This is a genomic window from Halalkalibacter alkalisediminis, assembly GCF_028610705.1.
GTDB lineage: Bacteria > Bacillota > Bacilli > Bacillales > Bacillaceae_D > Halalkalibacter > Halalkalibacter alkalisediminis.
The window spans coordinates 24,356-44,551 of record NZ_JAQQWT010000027.1; the positions used below are offsets into that span (position 1 = coordinate 24,356).

18 protein-coding genes are annotated in these 20,196 nt (G+C 38.3%); 7 read left to right on the top strand and 11 right to left on the bottom strand.

The features are described 5' to 3' along the window. Nucleotides 1-273 precede the first annotated feature (273 nt). From PQ474_RS20995 to PQ474_RS21010, 4 genes are all read right to left on the bottom strand, one after another. A complete protein-coding gene (locus tag PQ474_RS20995; RefSeq protein ID WP_273847503.1) occupies nt 274-555 on the bottom strand; it encodes a hypothetical protein in 282 nt (93 codons plus the stop codon). A 266-nt stretch (nt 556-821) separates the two neighbouring features. Further along, nucleotides 822-2,390 (bottom strand): alpha/beta fold hydrolase, encoded by a 1,569-nt coding sequence (locus tag PQ474_RS21000; RefSeq protein ID WP_273847505.1) that lies wholly within the window; start codon nt 2,388-2,390, stop codon nt 822-824. A 579-nt stretch (nt 2,391-2,969) separates the two neighbouring features. Then, the gene (gene queD, locus PQ474_RS21005) at nt 2,970-3,458 is read right to left on the bottom strand and encodes a 6-carboxytetrahydropterin synthase QueD (protein ID WP_273847507.1); all 489 of its coding nucleotides are present in this window, start codon (nt 3,456-3,458) and stop codon (nt 2,970-2,972) included. Nucleotides 3,459-3,539: 81 nt separating this feature from the next. Further along, complete coding sequence (locus tag PQ474_RS21010) at nt 3,540-3,821, bottom strand: hypothetical protein (RefSeq protein ID WP_273847509.1); 282 nt, start codon at nt 3,819-3,821, stop codon at nt 3,540-3,542. A 313-nt stretch (nt 3,822-4,134) separates the two neighbouring features. Here PQ474_RS21010 and PQ474_RS21015 point away from each other — a divergent pair, with 313 nt between their 5' ends. Further along, nucleotides 4,135-4,380, top strand: a complete 246-nt coding sequence (locus PQ474_RS21015; protein ID WP_273847511.1) for an HPr family phosphocarrier protein — start codon at nt 4,135-4,137, stop codon at nt 4,378-4,380. Between the two features lie 151 nt (nt 4,381-4,531). Here PQ474_RS21015 and PQ474_RS21020 read toward each other — a convergent pair whose 3' ends face one another. Beyond that, nucleotides 4,532-5,491, bottom strand: coding sequence for an aldolase catalytic domain-containing protein (locus tag PQ474_RS21020; protein WP_273847513.1), 960 nt, complete (start codon nt 5,489-5,491; stop codon nt 4,532-4,534). A gap of 587 nt (nt 5,492-6,078) precedes the next feature. Here PQ474_RS21020 and PQ474_RS21025 point away from each other — a divergent pair. The 4 genes from PQ474_RS21025 to PQ474_RS21040 all read left to right on the top strand — a co-directional run bounded on the left by PQ474_RS21025 (nt 6,079) and on the right by PQ474_RS21040 (nt 10,437). Beyond that, a complete protein-coding gene (locus PQ474_RS21025; RefSeq protein ID WP_273847516.1) occupies nt 6,079-7,089 on the top strand; it encodes an ABC transporter ATP-binding protein in 1,011 nt (336 codons plus the stop codon). Continuing rightward, nucleotides 7,086-7,877 carry an ABC transporter permease gene (locus tag PQ474_RS21030; RefSeq protein WP_273847518.1) on the top strand — a complete coding sequence of 264 codons (792 nt, stop codon included), beginning with the start codon at nt 7,086-7,088 and terminating at the stop codon, nt 7,875-7,877. Before PQ474_RS21025 ends, PQ474_RS21030 begins: the two co-directional genes overlap by 4 nt. A 3-nt stretch (nt 7,878-7,880) precedes the next feature. After that, a complete protein-coding gene (locus PQ474_RS21035) occupies nt 7,881-8,666 on the top strand; it encodes an ABC transporter permease (protein WP_273847520.1) in 786 nt (261 codons plus the stop codon). A gap of 1,468 nt (nt 8,667-10,134) precedes the next feature. After that, on the top strand, nt 10,135-10,437 hold the full coding sequence (locus PQ474_RS21040; protein ID WP_273847522.1) for a hypothetical protein: 303 nt from the start codon (nt 10,135-10,137) through the stop codon (nt 10,435-10,437). A gap of 128 nt (nt 10,438-10,565) precedes the next feature. On the opposite strand, the gene PQ474_RS21045 is transcribed toward PQ474_RS21040, so the two are convergent. Both PQ474_RS21045 and PQ474_RS21050 read right to left on the bottom strand, forming a co-directional pair. Next, on the bottom strand, nt 10,566-11,990 hold the full coding sequence (locus PQ474_RS21045) for an aldehyde dehydrogenase family protein (protein WP_273847524.1): 1,425 nt from the start codon (nt 11,988-11,990) through the stop codon (nt 10,566-10,568). Then, complete coding sequence (locus PQ474_RS21050) at nt 11,987-13,321, bottom strand: aminotransferase family protein (RefSeq protein WP_273847526.1); 1,335 nt, start codon at nt 13,319-13,321, stop codon at nt 11,987-11,989. Before PQ474_RS21050 ends, PQ474_RS21045 begins: the two co-directional genes overlap by 4 nt. A 184-nt stretch (nt 13,322-13,505) precedes the next feature. On the opposite strand from PQ474_RS21050, the gene PQ474_RS21055 reads away from it, so the two are divergent. After that, on the top strand, nt 13,506-14,936 hold the full coding sequence (locus PQ474_RS21055; protein ID WP_273847527.1) for a sigma-54 interaction domain-containing protein: 1,431 nt from the start codon (nt 13,506-13,508) through the stop codon (nt 14,934-14,936). Nucleotides 14,937-15,512: 576 nt separating this feature from the next. Here PQ474_RS21055 and PQ474_RS21060 read toward each other — a convergent pair. From PQ474_RS21060 to PQ474_RS21075, 4 genes are all read right to left on the bottom strand, one after another. After that, a complete protein-coding gene (locus PQ474_RS21060) occupies nt 15,513-16,568 on the bottom strand; it encodes an LLM class flavin-dependent oxidoreductase (RefSeq protein WP_273847529.1) in 1,056 nt (351 codons plus the stop codon). A gap of 259 nt (nt 16,569-16,827) precedes the next feature. Further along, nucleotides 16,828-17,832: an LLM class flavin-dependent oxidoreductase gene (locus tag PQ474_RS21065; RefSeq protein ID WP_273847531.1), complete on the bottom strand. Its 1,005-nt coding sequence runs from the start codon at nt 17,830-17,832 to the stop codon at nt 16,828-16,830. 408 nt (nt 17,833-18,240) lie between these two features. After that, entirely contained in the window at nt 18,241-18,927 is a 687-nt protein-coding gene (locus PQ474_RS21070; protein WP_273847534.1) for a MerR family transcriptional regulator, read from the bottom strand. A gap of 197 nt (nt 18,928-19,124) precedes the next feature. Continuing rightward, a complete protein-coding gene (locus tag PQ474_RS21075; protein WP_273847536.1) occupies nt 19,125-19,331 on the bottom strand; it encodes a methionine aminopeptidase in 207 nt (68 codons plus the stop codon). Nucleotides 19,332-19,647: 316 nt separating this feature from the next. Between PQ474_RS21075 and PQ474_RS21080 the strand changes: the two genes are divergently transcribed. After that, nucleotides 19,648-20,079 (top strand): MarR family winged helix-turn-helix transcriptional regulator, encoded by a 432-nt coding sequence (locus tag PQ474_RS21080; RefSeq protein ID WP_273847538.1) that lies wholly within the window; start codon nt 19,648-19,650, stop codon nt 20,077-20,079. The last annotated feature ends 117 nt before the right edge of the window (nt 20,080-20,196 follow it).

Consider the following 20,196-nt stretch of genomic DNA (forward strand, 5'->3'; position numbering starts at 1 on the left):
ACCGACATTTCAAGAAGCCAATAGCCTTTCTTAGACCACTGAACTTTTGAATATGTCGGTTTACATTCAACGAATCCTGATTGATTTTTTGTCCGTCTACCTCTTTAATCACTTCATTTATCCTCATCATATTCTTTACATTATTTTTCGTCAAGAAGAGCATAAGGGTTGGTGAAGGATGCAACATCATCTCTACAGGTTCCCTTAATGAGCTGTTTAAGAGAAGGCCACTGTTGTATGAATAAGTGAGTTGGAACCCACTTTGGCTCACTGTCACCCCTTATTAAAGATCTCAGGATGTTCCTTCCCAATAATCTCTTTCATGGACTCGAGTGCTACATGATTAATAGGATATGCTTTTACTTTTTGTAAGCTAGAGCATGAATCACCTTTGAAAATATGAATCGCCTTCTCAATAAGGCTGCTCTTCTCAAATAGATAGTTATTCTTAAAGACGAAATCCTTACATAACGTTTCTTCGTAAATAACATAGTAATTATCAGCCACTTCACCTGCATATATTTCCTTTGTTTCAATTAATTCATTTACGATCATGCAAGTCATCCCCTTGTATAATAAAATATAGAACTACCATTATGGTATTAGGACTCTCAAACTTCTGCTGTAACATGTATCACAATAAAAGAACTTATTTTTTAGGATTATTCCAAAAAAAGTTCCTGTTCCCCACTGTTTAAACACACCGAGGAACAGGAACCTTTATGAAAATTATAGCCTCATTGCGAACTTCTCATACAGTCATTTATCTTTCTTCTGAGTATATTCTTATACCAACTCCATCTAGTTTAGGACTTAAGATTTTAATAAGCATTCCCTTTATCATCCATGTAGATCGATTTGATTACCGTTCTTTGGTACTTATCACCAGACGGCGTCATTCCTTCAATGTTGACAGTGACATTGTATGCTCCTTCACCACGATCAGGAATCGTTACTTTATTCTTTTCATTATGTTTTTGAGCTTGTCTATACTCTCTTATTTTGTGGCCAATTTGTTTGTTTTCTTTGCCTTTTCTAGGAACAAAGTCGATTTCGTAAAACAACTTAAATGGCGTGTTTTCATGGTTGTTACCAGCCGTAAAGTTAGCGTGATATCTCCAATTTTTCTTATTGCCATCCTCTTCAAGTTTCAGCTGTTTGTTTAGGTTAGAGTCAAACTTAACAAGAAGAGCATAAGCTGATAGTTGCTCTGTATACGTAATGATCGTCCATTTACCTTTTTTAGGGTTTTCTAGTTCTAAAAAGTGATGCCACGCTCCATTAAAATAGTCTGTATCTTGGACTGCGACTACTTCATACGTTTTACGCTCGTTGTCTCCCGAAGTTACAAGTTCAACAGAATCGAGTTTTGTTGCACTCATCCAGTTGATTGTTAATTTCTTCACGTCGTTTTCAACAAAAAAAGTCTCTTCTGCGATTCCATTTTGAGCTCCCCCTCGAACTAGTCGATCTACCTCTCCTGTTCCCGTTTTGTCATAGAAGTAATCAAATGCTGCTTCCTCCATCGGTTTGGAAGTTTCAATTCTATCTTTGAAAAAAGGAAGGGCATTTGAACCTCGGTGAACTTCACCATGATTCCAGTTTCCTACAGCAAGCATTTCACCATATGGTAAATGGGCGCTAGCCACGGATACAACACCGTCACTTGGACCTGAAATAAAGGCTGAACCTAGCCAGTAATTACTAAAAATAGGCCCCGTTCGATTACCTGCGATCGAATAATATCGATTTTGCTGAGTCTCCCAGCGATTGTCTGTGATGGCTCTAAAATGATTCATAACCCCAGTTTGCAAACTTTGAGTACCTTCACTGTTTTGGCCTAGTAATGTTGCTAACCAACCAAGTGATCTACTATTGGCTAGATCGGCTAATTCACTTCCCCAGTGTGGAGATCCAATGGTAACAACATCAGAAACTAGGTGATGTTTCCCTTCATGAATTAAGGCAACTTGAGCATCGATTCCACCTTTGCTATACCCCACAACCGCAAGTTTTTTCCCGTTAAAGTATTCTGATATTTGTTCAAGCTGATCCGCAAGCATTGCACCGTTGTCCCAATAACTCATTGGTGTTCCACCTGAGTCGTGTAACTCAACAAAAGCCGTTTCAAATCCCCCCTGTACAGCTAATTCGTACATATTATTTCCTTGATACCAAGTGGTAGAGTTATTCGTTAGTCCTTGAACAAACACAATAACAGGTTTATTTGGATCTGGTTCTACTGGTAATATTCCAATATTTACGGTTCTTGGTTGCAGGGATTGCCCAATAGTTTCATGAAAGTTTGAACTAGCTTGTCCTGATGTTCTAAATGTAAGCGCTAATAAAATTACGAAGACGATAGATAATAACAAGGTTCTTTTGATCAATATATACCCTCTCCCTTACGTTAGTTTTTAAGTGAATGATTAGCAAATCCTCCTTTCTATTTAGTTGATAAGCCAGTCCCTACTTCATATTCTAAACAACACAGGGACTATAAAGTAGTTCGATAATCGCAAGAAGAAAACCTTTTACAAATTCCTGATTTTTACAGTTGAATTCCAACAAATATTCTTAAAAAAGGACATCATATACTTGCATACCATAAAATCGACATGGTTATTACAGGGATACACCGATAGAAGGCCATAATTCCAGCCCCTTAAAACAATGGAATTAGTCCTCATCAAACAATGATTTTCATAAATACGTTAGGCTCATTTGCATGTTCCTTTTTACATTCATCGGTTATTCCCCATCCTACTGCTTTCTTAAAAAAAACAAGGACCTTGCATTATCTTGTGATGCAAGGTCCTTGTTACACAGACTTTATAGAACTTCTCCATTTTCGGGTGAAATCACATTAACTTGTTCACAAATCATATTTAATGCTTCTTTCCCGATTTCAAACTCTTCTTTGCAGAGATGTTTGGTTTTTATAACGTTATTTCTCCATTTTTAATCATTCACTCTACATCCATCCACTCTCTAGTGACTTCGGCATAACTTGTAGAAGTTTCATATAGTCGAATAAATTCAACTCTCGCTTCATTAAATTGGTCTTGTCTTTGCAGTAAGGATGTCTTCATCGTTTCATATATCCACACAACAAGATTTTCCGCAGTCGTATTCATTTTAGGAAGAGTTTCATTTAAATAACGATGATCTAAATATACTTCAATATCTTCTTTCCATATTTTCTTAATGTCTGCAAAATCGATGACAATTCCAATCTCATCTACAAAACCACTTATTCCAAAGATAATCTTGTAAGTGTGACCATGAAGATTTTTGCATTTTCCTTCATAGGCATGTAAATGATGGGCTGCATCAAATGTAAATTCTTTGCTTACAAGAACTCTTTTCGTGTGATATCTCAATTCACTTCGTTGAATATCTTCATCTATTTTTTGAAGACGATCAACAATTTTAAAACTATACCTTTCAGTTGTCATTTTTTTATCGCCTCATTATTCATCAAAAGTATTACTCCTCAAAACTCTGGAGATTGTGCCACTATAAACAAAAATAACCCTTCAACCTTTACTAAATAGTTCAGGAAGGTCCTTCCCAATGATCTCTTTCATGGACTCTATTGTTATATTTTCAATTGGATATGCTTTTATTTTTTGTAAGGTAGAGAATGAGTCACCTTTGAAGATGGAGATCACTTTTTCAATAAAACTACTCTTTTCTAGAAAAAAGTTATTCTTGAGTACGAAATCCTTACTTCGTGTTTCTTCGTAAATTACGTAATAGTTTTCGACTACTTCTCCTGCATAGATTTCCTTTGTTGCAATTAATTCATTTACGATCATACAAGTCATCCCCTTGGATCCTAAGTTTTGAACTATCTACATTTTATAAGGCGAGTCTTATGGTTGCTGTAACATCGATCACAGTACCCCTATATATATAAAGGTTTTTTAACCCTATGGGAAATCATTCTAATCCTTCATAAAAAAAGCTTCTCTAAGTTCACAGTGAACTTAAAGAAGTTTTTTAGCCTTTTATATCAACTAGGTCTGTTCGTCCAAGTTCTAACACATCTATTAAAAATAAATATCTACTTCAATTATATTATGGTATATTATATTTGAAATATTCAAACATTTAAAGGAGAGTGAATACATGAGGGTAAGAGTGCTAAAACCGATTTTTGGAGATGACGCAAGTCGCCTAGTCAATAAAGCTAGCGAATATCCAGAAACCATTTTAATTCGAAAAGATCACTGGGTTATAGATGCGAAAAGCCTTTTAGGTTTACTAGCAATCTCTTTACAACCTAATCAAGAAGTAGAATTTGAAGTTCGCGACAGCCAAAGTCAAGAAGGCCTTGAATCTCTACTTACTATTGGATTGTTTGAGAAAATTTAATAAGTTAAAACCCCAAAAGGGGCACTTTTAAAAGTGTCCCTTTTGGGGTTATCTGTTTTACATTTACTTCTTCCATAAAAACCGATAAACCCACCCATAAACCATCCACCAAAAATAAGGTACCCCAATCAATCGAGGTACCTTAAATAGGTTAATTTGACTCTGGAGCTAATGAGGCTTCAGGTGATGTTACTTTGTCATAGAAATTGACATATTGATCACGGTCTTCACTTGCACGGTAAGCCATTGCGACACGTGGATGTTCATTGATTGTACCTGAAATCATGTAAGGAATGATATAACCCCACTCCCATTTTTGACGCATTTCTAGCATGTGCTTTTCAATGACGCCTAGGACAGGTTTAAGCTCATAACTTGGTTTTTGTATGTGAGTTACAAGTAACTCCGTATTACAGTTACCAGCTGCACGACCCATACCATAAACAGAGGAATCCAGGAAAGTCACACCATTTCTCATTGCCGTTAATGTATTCGCAAATGCTAACTGCATGTTGTTATGTGTATGAATTCCAAGCTGTTTATTAGGAATCATCTCCTTGAACTTTTTAACCTGATGTTCTACATCTGCAGGATCTAAGCTTCCGAAGGAGTCGACAATATAGACAACATCTACAGGACTTTCTTTCACTAATTTAAATGCTTCAATTAGTTGATTTTCAGGAACACTTGAAAGTGCCATAATGTTTAGTGATGTCTCATATCCTAAATCATGGAACATTTGAACAAGCTCTAAGCCTTTATCCACTTCACGGATATAGCAAGCCACCCGGATCATATCTAGAGGACTTTGTTCACGTGGTAATATATCATCAGGATCTACACGCCCGATATCTACAAGAGCCGATAGTTTTGTAAATTTCTTCTCAGGGAGAATTTCTTTTAGGAAGTTATCATCAAGAAATCTCCATGGATTAGGCTCTGTTGCATTAAGAAGTTTAGGTGAGTTTTTATAACCAATTTCCATGTACTCTACACCAGCAGCACTTAAGCCATCATACAGATCTTGAACAAACTCTACACTAAAATCCCAATTGTTAATCAAACCTCCGTCACGAATGGTACAGTCTATAATTTTGCCAATATGTTCCATAATAATCCCCCTGAGATACTATTTTTTACTCTTCATTCAGTTAACAAATTCGCACACTTTAACACTTTTATGCTTTTACGCTTTTATGCACTAAAAATATTATGTATATACAGTTTTTATCACGATTTGCTTGTTGCTGTCAATCTATTTTCCAAAAAATTTGAAGATTCTCTTTCCCTTCTTCCACTAAAAAGAGCCGAGCGACACTTTTTTCAACGCATGGGACTACATTCTGGATATTTGCACTTGTTCATCAGATAGGAGAATTTCCTTTACCTTTTAACTTACTTCGCCTATCCTTTTTTCTCTCTCCCTAGCTTTAACTTTTTTCATGAACTGATACACCGTTATTAAAACAGTGAGTAATTCTATAAGTTCTCCTCCAATAGAAAGAGTGAGTGCACCCATGATTCTTTTTAGATTTGGTAAAAAAACAAAAATGCTTAGACTGAAACAAGCTGTAAATATCAAGCGATTCCACTTGCTGTAACGATTCAGACGAGTTACACTATACTGTGTTTTAAAAAAAGCGCATGGTCATGAAAGAGAGAATCAGGCTTTGTCTTTTAGCCTTAGGGGGAATGTAAATGGACGTAAATAAGAACATTATTCAAGTTCAAGATTTACGAAAAGAATTTAAATCGTATTCAAGTCGTTCTGGTTTATCAGGAGCTTTTAGGGACTTATTTACGAGGAATTATAAAGTGCTTGCAGCCGTTGATAATATCTCCTTAAACATAAAACAAGGAGAGATGGTCGGCTACATAGGAGAAAATGGCGCTGGCAAATCGACCACGATCAAAATGTTAACTGGGATTCTAACACCTACATCAGGATCGATTATCGTCAATGGGATGGATCCTCATAAACAACGAGAACAATTTGTCCGCTCAATTGGAGTGGTTTTTGGACAACGTTCCCAGTTATGGTGGGACATTGCGGTGCAAGAATCATTCAGACTTTTAAAAAAGGTGTACCGTGTTTCCGATGAAGATTACAACAATCATATGGGTCATGTCATTGAAACATTAGAAATTGGTCCTTTATTAGATAAACCGGTACGAAAATTGTCGCTCGGACAACGAATGCGTTGTGAATTAGCTGCAGCCTTAATTCATAATCCTCCCCTCCTCTTTTTAGACGAGCCGACGATTGGGTTAGATGTTTTAGTAAAATTAAAAATTCGCAAGTTTTTAAAAGAAATTAATGAACAGTATAAAACGACCATTCTTCTCACCACACATGACTTAACGGATATCGAAGCTCTGTGCGAACGAGTTGTGTTATTAGATGAAGGAAAAATCGTTTATGATGGCAGGCTCGATCAACTTCAAGCAAATGCAGTTGAGGGAAAACAGGTTGAATTTCAATTTCTAACAGACATCTATGTGACTGATTTGCCTGATACCGCAAACGTTCTTTGGGAACAAAAAGATGCAACGACATGGCTCGCCAATGTGAATGGCGATGAACGTGTTGCATCTGATCTAATAAGCACAGTTGTTCAAAAGAATCCCATTAAAAATGTACGAATCAATGAAGTTTCCACCGAAGAAATCATCCGTAAGATTTATGAAGAAGGAATGGCCCTTTCATGAGTCAATATATAGAAATGATCAGAGTTCGGTTTTTAATGATGCTTGCTTACCGAACGAACTATTATAGCGGGATTTTAATTTATAGTATTAACATTGGGGCTTATTATTTTTTATGGACAGCGATCTACGGAGGACAAGAAGACATTCAAGGGTTATCAGTTCTACAGATGACCACCTATATAGCTATAGCTTGGATGGCAAGAGCTTTTTATTTTAATAATATTGACCGTGAAATCGCGATGGAAATCCACGATGGCAAAGTAGCGATTGAAATGATTCGGCCTTATAACTATTTAGGAATGAAAACGATGCAAGGACTTGGAGAAGGATTATTCCGGTTATTGTTTTTTTCTGTACCTGGAATGGTCATTGTTGCTTTACTTTTTCCAATCAGTTTTTCCGCTAGTTTAACGACATGGTTGATGTTCTTTGTTTCGCTCGTGTTTAGTTTTATTGTCAATACGCAAATTAACTTACTTACTGGGATTATGACGTTTTTCTTATTTAATAATTCGGGGCTAATTCGTGCGAAACGTGTCGTAATTGACTTGTTCTCTGGCCTCTTACTACCGATCTCTTTTTACCCTCTATGGGCACAGTCGGTGATGATGTACTTACCCTTTCAGGCGATTAGCTATATACCTAGCATGATTTTCACTGAAGGGTTTGTCGGCAACGAGATTTATACGGCCGTGATGCTGCAAGCATTTTGGGCGATGATATTAATGATACCAATTCAACTGTTATGGTCTCTAGCAAAAAAACAGTTAATTGTGCAAGGAGGCTAACAAATGTTTTACATCTCTATTTTCTTTCAATATGCCTCTCAATATTTAAAAACAAGATTAACGTATCGCGTTGATACGATCGTTGAAATTTTTTCAGACTTATTGTTTCAAGCTGTAAATTTAATTTTTATTCTAGTGGTATTTGGTCATACGACCTTTTTAATTGGCTGGAACCGTGAAGAAATCATTTTTATTTATGGGTTCTTCCTTGTTCCCTACGCCTTGTTTTCATCCTTCTTTAACATTTGGGATTTTAATGAACGCTATATCGTCAAAGGAGAAATGGACCGTGTCTTAACACGTCCGATTCATAGTCTATTCCAAATTATTATGGAACGAATGGAGTTAGAGTCGTTATTTGGCGTGATGACCGGTTTAGCGATAATGTACTATGCTGGAACGAGCTTAGGCTTAACGTACGCTTGGTATGATCTCTTTATTTTTATTGCTATGGTGATGGGTGGAGCCTTTATCTATGCGGGTATTTTTATATCGCTTGCGAGTATTGGTTTTTGGTCAGATAGCCGAACAGACATAATGCCGATGATGTATAACATAGGAAATTATGGCCGCTACCCAGTCGATATTTACCACCGTGTGATTCGCTATATTTTAACGTGGATCTTGCCCTTTGCCTTTGTTGGCGTGTACCCCGCTGCTTATTTTTTACAAAGGGAAGAATGGTATGTGTATGCGTTCTTGACTCCGGTGATGGGTGTGATCTTTTTAACGATGGCGGTCCTGTTATGGAATACTGGGGTGAAGAAGTATCGAGGAGCTGGGAACTAATCGTGTGTTTGGGAGATTGTTGCAAGTGATTTAAGCTAAGAAAAGTTGAAAAAGCAGCACTACTATGTAAAATTAAAGACAAGTGATTAGCTAATCTTATTAGAGTAGTGAATTGTCTTTAATGTTGCACATTATATTCAATTCAGAACATCACTTAAACGATAAGTGGTGTTCTTTTTGTTTTAAGACCACTAAAGTGACCTCATTTACAACAACAACAAATACTAAAATTAGTTGATGCAGCATCATACATTGTCGTGGTAAAATTAGAACATACATTCCCGAGAACGAACATTCTAATTGGTGGTGAAATTGTGAAAGAATATACGGTTTGAAGGTTTAGAAACGGCTGAAATTCTGTAATCGAGAGAGAAATTCCTTTTGTATTTTAAGATTTCGGTTTCCTCGTTATTTCAACACCATAAAGATTATATGCTCTCTTTTGGTCTGTATAATGAGCCATCGAATCAGGTTCTTAAAGAAACTAAGGAACTAAAGCCATGTACTTAAGTTCATTCCTTGTGAATAAGTTATCAGGGACATCGTTAGGAAGATATCTTAATTAACTCATATTTCATTTTCATCACTACTCTACTAAACAGTATCAAAGAACAATTGAAATGTCTATATACTACTAAAAAGCCGATAATAATAGTATTATCGGCTCTTTGAGTTTCAAATAGGTATATTTGTTTATCTCCATCCAATTTCTCTAATGCATTGATAGGAAAGAACAGCAAGGGTTGCAGCAACAACAACTGGGCTTCCTCTGATTCCTGCTTTTACAAGGGTAGAGGCGGCTGTTAAGAATTGATTGTGTTTAATAGCATTAAAGAAAGTTGTGAGAACAGCAATAGTTTGGTTTGATAGATTGAATCGTTTTCTGTTATGAATTAGAATGGAACAAATTGCTAATTGGAGGTGTTTGCGTGAATATCATCCGTAAATATTGGTATTATCCTTCCTATTTTATATCCGCTCTGTTGGTAATCATACTTGTAGACAATATTCGGGGAATCGAACTGAGACTAGGGGATAATCTTTTGTACGCGTTCGTTTTAGTGCTATTCCTTTTCATTGCTGATAAATGGTTTTACAAAAAGAAATCAGAGTAGTACTAGCAAAAAAGTTTAGCTACGGCACGTGCTCGCTTTAGTATATGCATGGCCTTTTTAGTGGAACGAATGAATCGGTCAAAACGGTCTATTTTTAACATAAAAGCTGCAATCTGAAGGTGACTTGCTAGTTTTTAAAATGAAGGCTTAGAATTTGTCCAATGATTTGTATAAATCATGCTTAAATTTAACTCATCACTATCTTGCATCAACTTTGAGAGATATGCGTCTCATAGAAACAAATGCGTTACCATACACTGACTACCCTGCTCTCGCACCATACTTTATCACCCAACAAAAAACAAAATTATGCTATGATTTAGAAAATACTATTTTTTGTATAGGAGTGAGCTATGGTGTTTGATGAAAGAGCAGCCATCCATCTACGAATGCAACAAATTGTACAGGAACGTGAGAGATTACAAGATGAGTATAAGGATTTATTTACTCGACTTAGAGAAATGGATCAGCGTGAAGACTCACAGATCCCCTCTCCTCCTGTTGAGAGTGTTAGACAAAATAATGTGGCGACTCAGGAAAAGCAGCTGGAGTGGGAAAACATAGATTTAGGTGATCAAGTCGATGCAGAGATTGATACGAAAGAATATGATGAGCGGCTGAATCAACTTCAGGATTTTTTAGAGAGTGAGGAGTAAATCAATAAAAAAGGTTCCTGCCACCACATATATTTAACGCACCTGGGGTGGCAGAAACCTATGCTCTGTTCCGTTATTTAACGCTATTTAGATCACAGCGCATATCTTCCAAGACTAAACCATAAACTCTATCTATTCCGATTAAATACAACCAATTTCTTTTCTGTCATTTCTTCAATCGCATATTTCACACCTTCTCGGCCAATCCCACTTTCTTTTACTCCACCGTAAGGCATATGGTCAACACGGAATGTAGGGATATCATTGATTAACACTCCACCTACATGAAGATGTTCAACAGCGTCTAAAGCCGTATGAATGTTGTCTGTATAAATGCCTGCTTGCAATCCGTATTTTGATTCATTGACCATTTCAATGGCTTCTTCAACCGTTTTTACCTTATTAATAACGACAATTGGTGCAAATACTTCCTGACATGAGACTTTTTGTGATGGATCAACATCGAGTAACACAGTAGGCAATAAAACGCTGCCGTCTGCTCTGCCTCCAATTGCAACTTGAGCTCCCTGTTGTTCCGCTTCCCGAATCCACGTCAATGCTCGCTCAACATCTTTAGCACTAATTAAAGCAGAAATGTCTGTCTTAGGATCTAATGGATCTCCAACTGTTAATTGGCTTGTGGCTTTTGTAAATTTTGATGCAAATTCATCGTACAATTCTTCCAAAACATAAACGCGTTGTAAAGAAATACATACTTGACCTTGATTCGAAAAAGCTCCTACCACACACCGGTCGATAATGTGATCAAGCTTTACATCGTTATCAATAATGACAGCTGCATTGGAGCCAAGCTCCAATGTCACGCGCTTTAATCCTGCTTTACTGCGAATCCCAATTCCTACAGCAGGGCTACCTGTAAAGGAGATTTTACTAACCCTCTCATCGGCTACGATCTTTTCTCCAATAAGCGAGCCTTTACCAGTTACCACATTAAGAGCACCTGCTGGAAGCCCTGCTTCTTGAAAAAGTTCCGCAATGAAAAGAGCGGATAATGGTGTTTGTTCTGCCGGCTTTAATACAACTGTATTCCCTGCTGCTAGAGCGGGACCTACTTTATGGGCCACTAGATTCATCGGAAAATTAAATGGAGTAATCGCACCAATGACTCCAATCGGCTCATGGACCATATAAGCAACTCTCCCTTCGCCACCAGGGGCAGCATCTAGCGGTAACGTTTCCCCATGAATACGTTTTGCCTCTTCTGCTGCAAACTTATATGTTTGAATTGTTCGCTCAACTTCTCCCATGGCAATCGTAATCGGTTTAGCGGACTCCGTTGCAATGATTCTAGCAGCTTCGCCTGACCTTTCCTCAAGTAATCTGGCTACTTTCTCTAAAATTGTTGCACGCTTGTGACTCGGCATTTTCGCCATTGAAAGTTTTGCACGATCCGCTGCTTCTAATGCTAGTTCCACCTCATTTTCATCAGCACTAGCCACTTGAGCCATTTCTTCCCCGCTATACGGAGCTAAAAGAGCAGTTGTTTTTTTAGCTTCTATCCATTCTCCATTGATGAATAACATTTTTTTCATCCCTCAATCCCCTTTTTATATGTTATTTCAACTGCTGAAATCGTCTCAGCTAAAATCGTAATCATTTGATTGATTTCTTCTTTATTTATCACTAATGGTGGGGCCATCACGAGTGTATCCTGGCCATCAAATACAACCGAGCGAATCACGAGCCCACGTTTAGCAGCTTCGGCCACTACTAATGGCGCGACTGGCTCTTGGAATCTTTCATTTGTGTCTTGGTCTTTCACCAATTCAATCGCTCCCATTAACCCAAGAGCTCTTACCTCACCCACGATGGACTGACTTTTTTGCAAAGCTTTAAAGCCAGCTAGCATCTCAGCTCCCATTTGTTTTGCACGGTCGATCAGATTTTCACTCTCAATAATTTCTAAATTTTTAAGCGCCACACTACAAGCCATGGGATGGCCACTATAGGTATAGCCATGTAGCAATGTACCCGTTGAATGTTTAGCAAAATCTTGATGCATCCTTTCTGAAATCATCACTCCACCTAGCTGTGCATACCCACTCGTAACCCCTTTCGCAAAGCACATCATATCAGGCACAACATCATAATGCTCGATGCCAAAATACGTACCCGTTCTCCCGAATCCGGTAATCACTTCATCTGTGATCATTAACAGGTTGTATTCGTCACAAATGTCTCTAACTTCCTTAAAATAGTTATCGGGCGCGATATGCACACCTCCAGCTCCTTGCACCGGTTCGGCAACAAATGCGGCAATCGTATCAGGTCCTTCTAATTCAATCATTTGGCGAAGAGCTTCTGATGACGTATTTTCTACATAATGAAAATCTGGTGCTAATGAGTTCGTGAAGTCACGAAACGGCTTTAATCCCGTCGCACTGGTCGCTCCCATTGCTACACCGTGATAGGACTTTGTTCTTGTAATGATTTTTTTCTTTTTGGGTAGTCCTTTTAAAATCCAATAATGTCTCGCAAGCTTATAAGCTGTATCATTTGACTCTGATCCTCCAGATGTGAAAAATGTAGCGGATAAATGTCCCGGTGCAACATCAGCGAGTTTAGCCGCCAGCTTGATCGCCGGTTCATTACTAAATGTTGCAAAGCAAGAGCTAAATGCTAGCTTTGACATTTGTTCCAACGCCACTTTTCCCATTTCTTCTCTTCCGTGACCAATATTAACATTCCATAAAGAAGACATGCCATCAATCACTTTATATCCTTTTATGTCTTCTAACATAACTCCTTCACCTTTCGTAAATATGAAACTAGGACCGTGTTGTTGCTGTTGTTGAATCGGCGATGTTGGGTGTAGGAAATGCTTTTTATCTAATTCCTCTAATTCGTGAATATACTGATTCATGAAGATGACTCCCTTTCCAAATAGATTCTTATACTTTTATTATTGCAAGAATGGTGCCAACTTTTTTAAGCGGGTATGACAGATGTTTCCATCCTCTTTGATCAACTTTTTAATCAAAATCGGAAAAATCCGATTTAAATATTGATTATCCAGTGGATTTGATTCATATTTAAATCAAAAGATGATGAGAGGCGGGCGATTTACGGTGGACGAAGAGTTACAAATAGAATTAGATAAAATCGTCGAAACGTCCAATAACAACATTACGATTACCGATGAAGATGGGATTATTTTACGATCCAATCCTAATCATTGGACGATGTATGGGGTAAAAGCTGATTCGTATATAGGAAAGTCCGTGTACGATCTTGAAAAAGAAGGCGTTCTCTCTCCTTCCGTTAACGTCCTCGTTTTAAAGGAAAAAAAAGTCGTTCGTATCTTGCAGCACACCAAAACAGGACAAGTCGTAATGTCGACTGGTTATCCTGTCTTTAATAAAGAAGGACGATTAATTAGAGCAATTAGTTATAGCCAAGATCAAACAGAGATCATCCAGCTTCAAGAGCAGTACAAGCAATTGCAAACGAAAGTGGCAGGCTTTCAAACGGAAGTTGAGAAACTACGTGAAAAGGAAGCCAGCCATCGCATCTTGTTTCGTAGCGCGAAAATGCAGCAGCTATTTAAAACGATTCAACGGGTAGCTAAAACCGATGCAACCATTTTATTTTTAGGGGAATCAGGGGTCGGCAAAAGCACGCTTGCCCGTTTTATTCACGATCAAAGTGAGCGTCACAAAGAACCTTTTATTGAAGTGAACTGCAGCACCATACCTGAAACGTTATTTGAATCGGAAATGTTCGGCTATGAGCCAGGCTCATTCACTGGTGCACAAAGAAAAGGAAAACAAGGGTTAGTTGAGCAAGCAAATCATGGCACGTTATTTTTAGATGAAATCGGAGAACTGCCACTCGCCATTCAAGTAAAATTATTGAAAGTCATTCAGGAGAAAAAGTTGATGCGGATTGGTGGAAAAGACGAACTTCAGGTGAATTTCCGTTTAATTACAGCCACCAATCAAGATTTAAAAAAGATGGTAGATGAAGGCAAGTTCAGACTGGACTTATACTACCGATTAAATGTGGTTCCAGTTGACATTCCCCCCTTACGTGAAAGAAAGGATGATATCGCGATTCTCTTGCAGCACTATCTCCAGTCCATCAATGAAAAATATGACACAAGCAAAAAATTACATCCAACTACGTATGAACTATTGATTCACTATCATTGGCCTGGAAATGTCCGCGAGATGGAAAATTTGCTAGAGCGTCTCGTCTTAACGATTGAGGAGCAAATCATCGTACCCGAACACCTTCCCTTTGACCTTCAAAAAGACATCAAGGAAACGGTAGATCCGCCATGGAACTTCGATCAAGAGATCATAGAAAGAAAGACACTAAAAGAAACCTTGGAAGAGGTCGAATTGAAAGTAATCTTAAGCGCATACGCAAAATGTAAAACGACCTATGAAATGGCTGAGTATTTAGGAATTAGCCAACCGTCTGTTATCTATAAATTAAAGAAATATAAAGAGGCTATTAAGAAGGGGAGTTTTTGACCTATTTGGAAGGGCCAGACTGCAGTCTCAAGGCAGAAGTTTAATCTTTTTGTCAGTGATGCGCGGTTGACTAGAGTTGGATCGTTCATCAGTAAATTCTATGATCTACTTAGAAAACCGGGCAAACCACAGATGCTTGGGCAATTCCATTAGTTAGAACCATGCAACCAGACTATATTTTTCCCTTATGTCCAAATACTGTGAGGGAATATGAAAAATTGGGAATCCCGGCCTCCCAATTAGACTTTGGCTTTGAAACAACCGTTCATCGTCCAGTTGAAAAATCTTCAAAGTACAAAGCTCAAATTGCTATTGTAAACTTCATTTGGAATAGCAAGGAAATTTGGTGTTGCGCTTGCAGAGTGTGGGCAGGTGCACGCTCTTTTCAACTAGGACGGGTCATAAGATGCCTGTTGAATATGTGAGGGAGAAGCTGTTTTAAGAGAGTATTACTTTTTCAATGTAAAAGCCGCTTTTTCCTCTTTAGAAGAATCTTTTACAGTGAAACACCAGTAAGACTAACCACGTGCGGTTAGTCTTACCCATTTAATATTTCTAAAGTTACGTTTTAACAACCTAATTCCCTTCCTCAGCTTCCCACCTAGATATTTCTTCACGAACCTTTGGTGCTACCTCTTTCCCCAATAAATCGATCGCTTTCATCACATCTTCATGAGGCATGGAGCCGACCGGCACATGCAACATAAAGCGAGTGATGCCCACATTTTTTCGTAGGTAAATGATCTTTTCGGCTACAAAGTCCGAATCTCCCACATATAGCGCTCCTTCAAGGCTACGAGCCGCATCAAAGCTCGATCGACCATAGTGTCCCCAACCACGCTCTCGCCCTAATTTATTCATCACTTGCTCGGTCGACGGGAAAAATTTATCGGCTGCCACTTCAGATTCTTCGGCAATAAATCCATGTGAATGTGAAGCAATTGGTAGCTTGGATAGGTCATGGCCTGCTTGAGTCGCTGCCTTTTTATAAAGCTCCACAAGCGGCTTAAATTGCAACGGTTGTCCACCAATAATAGCTAGAACAAGTGGCAATCCAAGGAGCCCCGCACGAATAACAGATTCAGAGTTCCCACCACTGCCAATCCAAACAGGCAAGGGATCTTGAACCGGGCGTGGATACACCCCAAGATTATCAATCGCTGGACGATGTCCGCCTCTCCAAGTTACTTTTTCAGAATCTCGTATTTTCAACAGCAACTCCAGCTTCTCATTAAACAATTCATCATAGTCTCTTAAGTCATACCCAAATAGCGGAAAGGATTCAATAAACGAACCCCGGCCTGCCATGATCTCCGCGCGCCCGTTTGAAATCGCATCAAGAGTTGCAAAATCCTGAAACACCCTCACAGGATCGGCTGAAGAAAGCACCGTTACCGCACTTGTCAATCGAATCCGACTCGTCTGCGAAGCAGCAGCAGCAAGTACAACTGCAGGAGACGATGCTGCAAAATCTTCACGATGATGTTCACCAACACCAAAGACATCCACCCCCACTTGATCTGCCAGTACGATTTCCTCAACTACTTCACGTATTCGCTGTGCATGGCTGATGACCTCACCAGTTTCAACATCCGGAGTTGTTTCTACAAATGTACTTACTCCTATTTCCATTAACTTTCCTCCAAGCTATTATGTAATATCATTATTTTTATTCAGTGCCCAACCGCTAGAGTCCATTGAGCCGGACACTGGTTCCGTTTAGTTCAAATTGACGGCAAAACATTATTGAAATAACAAAATAGCGGAACTCATGTCAAAATGTTGATTAACGTAACCTATGTCCTCTTGACTTGTTTTCTTTTCCTAAATAAATCCTTGCCATAGAAGAGCCACCGAAGAAGGTTCTGTGCCTCCAGTTCACACTCGTACTCTACTTCCCATCAACCACTTCTTTAAATAGTTCATAGGAGCGTTTTTGTTTCTCAGCATCATAAATATAAGAGACCGCCATGATTTCATCTACATTATATTTCTCTTGGAAACTCTTCAACTGCTCTCGGATAGTATCTTTACTTCCCATGAGCGTCACACTCGACATCGACGTAGCCAAAGCCATTTCGTGTGAGCTCCAAATGTCATCCATGCTATCAACAGGCGGCATTAATGGGTTTTGAGTACCCCGTACGACATTTAGGAAAAATTGCTGCATTGTTGTTAACTCACGTTTGGCTTCTTCATCACTTTCAGCTGCAATGACATTCAAACAAACCATCATATTTGGAGCATCTAAATATTCGGATGGCTGGAATCGATTTCGATAAATCGTAATAGCTTCTTCCATGTATCTTGGCGCAAAATGTGAAGCAAATACATAAGGTAAGCCTAGTTTTGCTGCTAAATAAGCGGATTCCGTCGAGGATCCAAGGATGTAAATCGGAACATTCGTACCAACCCCTGGATAAGCTTTAACATAGCTTTGACGCTCTTTTGGACCAAAATAAGTTAGCAAGGCATTGACGTCTTCAGGAAATGTGTAGACCGAGACATCTTTTTGGGTTCGGCGTAATGCATTAGCCGTTTTCATATCTGTCCCAGGCGCCCGCCCTAGTCCTAAGTCAAGACGATCCTGGTAAATTGTTGCCATTGTACCAAATTGTTCCGCCACTACTAAAGGTGAATGATTCGGTAACATAATCCCACCAGATCCAACACGTATGTGCTCTGTATGTTCGAGCGTATGTTTGATTAATATAGAAGTCGCTGAACTGACAAGCGTTGATGTATTGTGATGTTCTGCAATCCAATAACGAGTATAGCCCAATTTCTCGGTTGCTTGGGCAAGATCTACCATCGCATCAATGGCTTCCTTTGACCCTTGCCCTTGGCGAATCGGGGCTAGATTTAAAACAGATACAGGTATTTGTATATTAGACATTTTCATGGTCCTTTCTTGATCAAGTTACAACTACATAGTATCAAGAGGGACACCAGAAACAAAATTTAATGCCTATAAAGAGGAGGTTCCTATTTTTGGCGCTCATTGAGATAAAGCATACAGCAACTGCTAGCTGACTCTCCGTTTTAAAAAATGGCACTAAAAAAGAGAAACCGCTGAAAAAGGAGTTAGAATGAGGCCACTGAAAAAGGTACGGCTTTCACCTGTTTCAATGGCCTTTAAGCAATGGAACCGTTGCTTTGTCTTAAGCCTGCTATGAGTGGGTTTCTCATAACAGGCGCGCAACAAGTGAAGCCATTGCTATTTCCTAGAATCTGCTTAAAGGGACTTTTTCAGTGGCTTCTCTTTTTCACTTTTAAACCAGAGGGCATAACCCACTCATCTCTATTAATTTAAATCCATACTTCCTTCTTTTTTCATTTTAAAAATCTTTAACCAATTAGGAAATCTTTGCTTAGCAGCAGCAGACTGTCTATAAGCTAGTACAAATTCTTGAAACTGCTCTTCCCTTTCTTCAAGCTTATGTTGAATAAATAATTTCTCTTCTTCCTCACGGTGAATGTCTTGTCTTAGTTTAGTAATTTCTTCTTGTGTATGTTCTGCTCTGTCTACGACAAGGTGAGAATAGGATTGAATAAGAGACTTTGTTTTATGATGCCCTGCGTTTAATTCCGTTTTTATTTCTTCTTTTAAATCTAGGATGATTTCTTCTTTCACTTGAGCAAAAGACTCATTTAGTTGTTGAATGGTTTCTGTCGTATCGTTTTGTAAGGAAACAAGCATATCTACCATTTCTGGAGAAGTTGTTTCGCTTATATCATCATCACGTTCTACTTCATAATTTGTATCAAGTATAAAGTTGACGTGATCATCGTTGATATGATGATCTTTTAGGATTTTGATTTTCTTTAATGTTTCTATTTCAAAATCAGAGTATAGTCTCGCTCCTGTTTTTGTCCTTTGTACATAAAGAGCATGTGAAAACGACTCTTCCCATTCTTTTAGCTTTCCTACTGAGACTTTTAATTTTTTAGAGACTTCCTTAATTGTATATTTTTTTTGTCCTTTTTCCATAGGCTCACCCCATCGTTTATTTTGGTGTTTGTTTACATATTAGATGCGATTATGACCATTTTCCTCCTACATGACAAAAGCTCTAATAAAAAGCTCTTATTCGGCAAGATGCTCATTCTTTTAAGGATTTTAAAACGCAAAGAGGTTACTAAAAAAGGTGAAAACCTTCTCCAGTAACCTACTCATCTCACTTACCATTAATTCGTTTCCACCCAATCAGAAAACGATCCGCTGCCACTACAACCAGAACAGACATAAAAGGTGCTCATCGTATATTGTTCCATTCCTAACAGGTTCACACCCTTGCCCTGACATTCCGGACACGTGCCCTGTGATTTAGCAAATTCAATCCTTTTCTCATTTCGCTTTTCAAGCCATTGACCGAAAAGATCTAAAAAACCCATTTATTTCCTCACCTCTGCAACAGTTTTCCTAGAAGACGAGGATTTTATTCAGAAAAAGGTTAACGTCGAAGGATAAGAAAAATCGTTTCTCCCACCTATACATGCCTTCTTCAGACAAGGGCCTGCAACCATTTTTCACTGGAAATGAAAGAGGCATATGACTATTTTTATGTACAATTGCCGTGATCTCGTTTTATTCATAAACTCAATCTCTATATAATGTTTATTTTATAGGGTTACGTAATCTACTTACATCCTATATAATAAATTCAAGAACGATTATTTACTTAGGTAAATAATTTAATGGAGGACGATTATGGATACAAGCAACCTCTTTCATACGTTAAATCAAAAGGTACGATTATTTTCAAAGGAATTGAACGAACAATTGCAGGAATATGGACTCTATACGGCTCAGTGGACGATCCTCTATACTCTCACCGAAAAAGGGCCCATGACTCAAACCGATATTTGGCAATACTTGAAAGTTGAAGCGCCAACCGTCACACGGACGCTTGTACGAATGGAAGCAAGTGGCTGGATTATAAGGAGGCATGGAGCAGATAAACGCGAGCGCATTGTAGAATTGACAGATATGGCAAAAAAAACATTTCCACTCGTTAAAAAAAGCATTCAAACTATGGAACAACAATACATTATGCAATTAACAGAGCTAGAACAACAGCAACTCCTCTTTCTATTAGAAAAGTTAGGACCAAAAAGGAATGATTTCAATGAAAACGAGTAAGCAACCCATTTGGACGAAGAATTTTTTAAGTATTTCATTTGAATCAATTTCATAAAGCCTATCTCATGAATCATACAAGAATCCAATTTTCATTTTATTGATTTTAAAAATGGATTT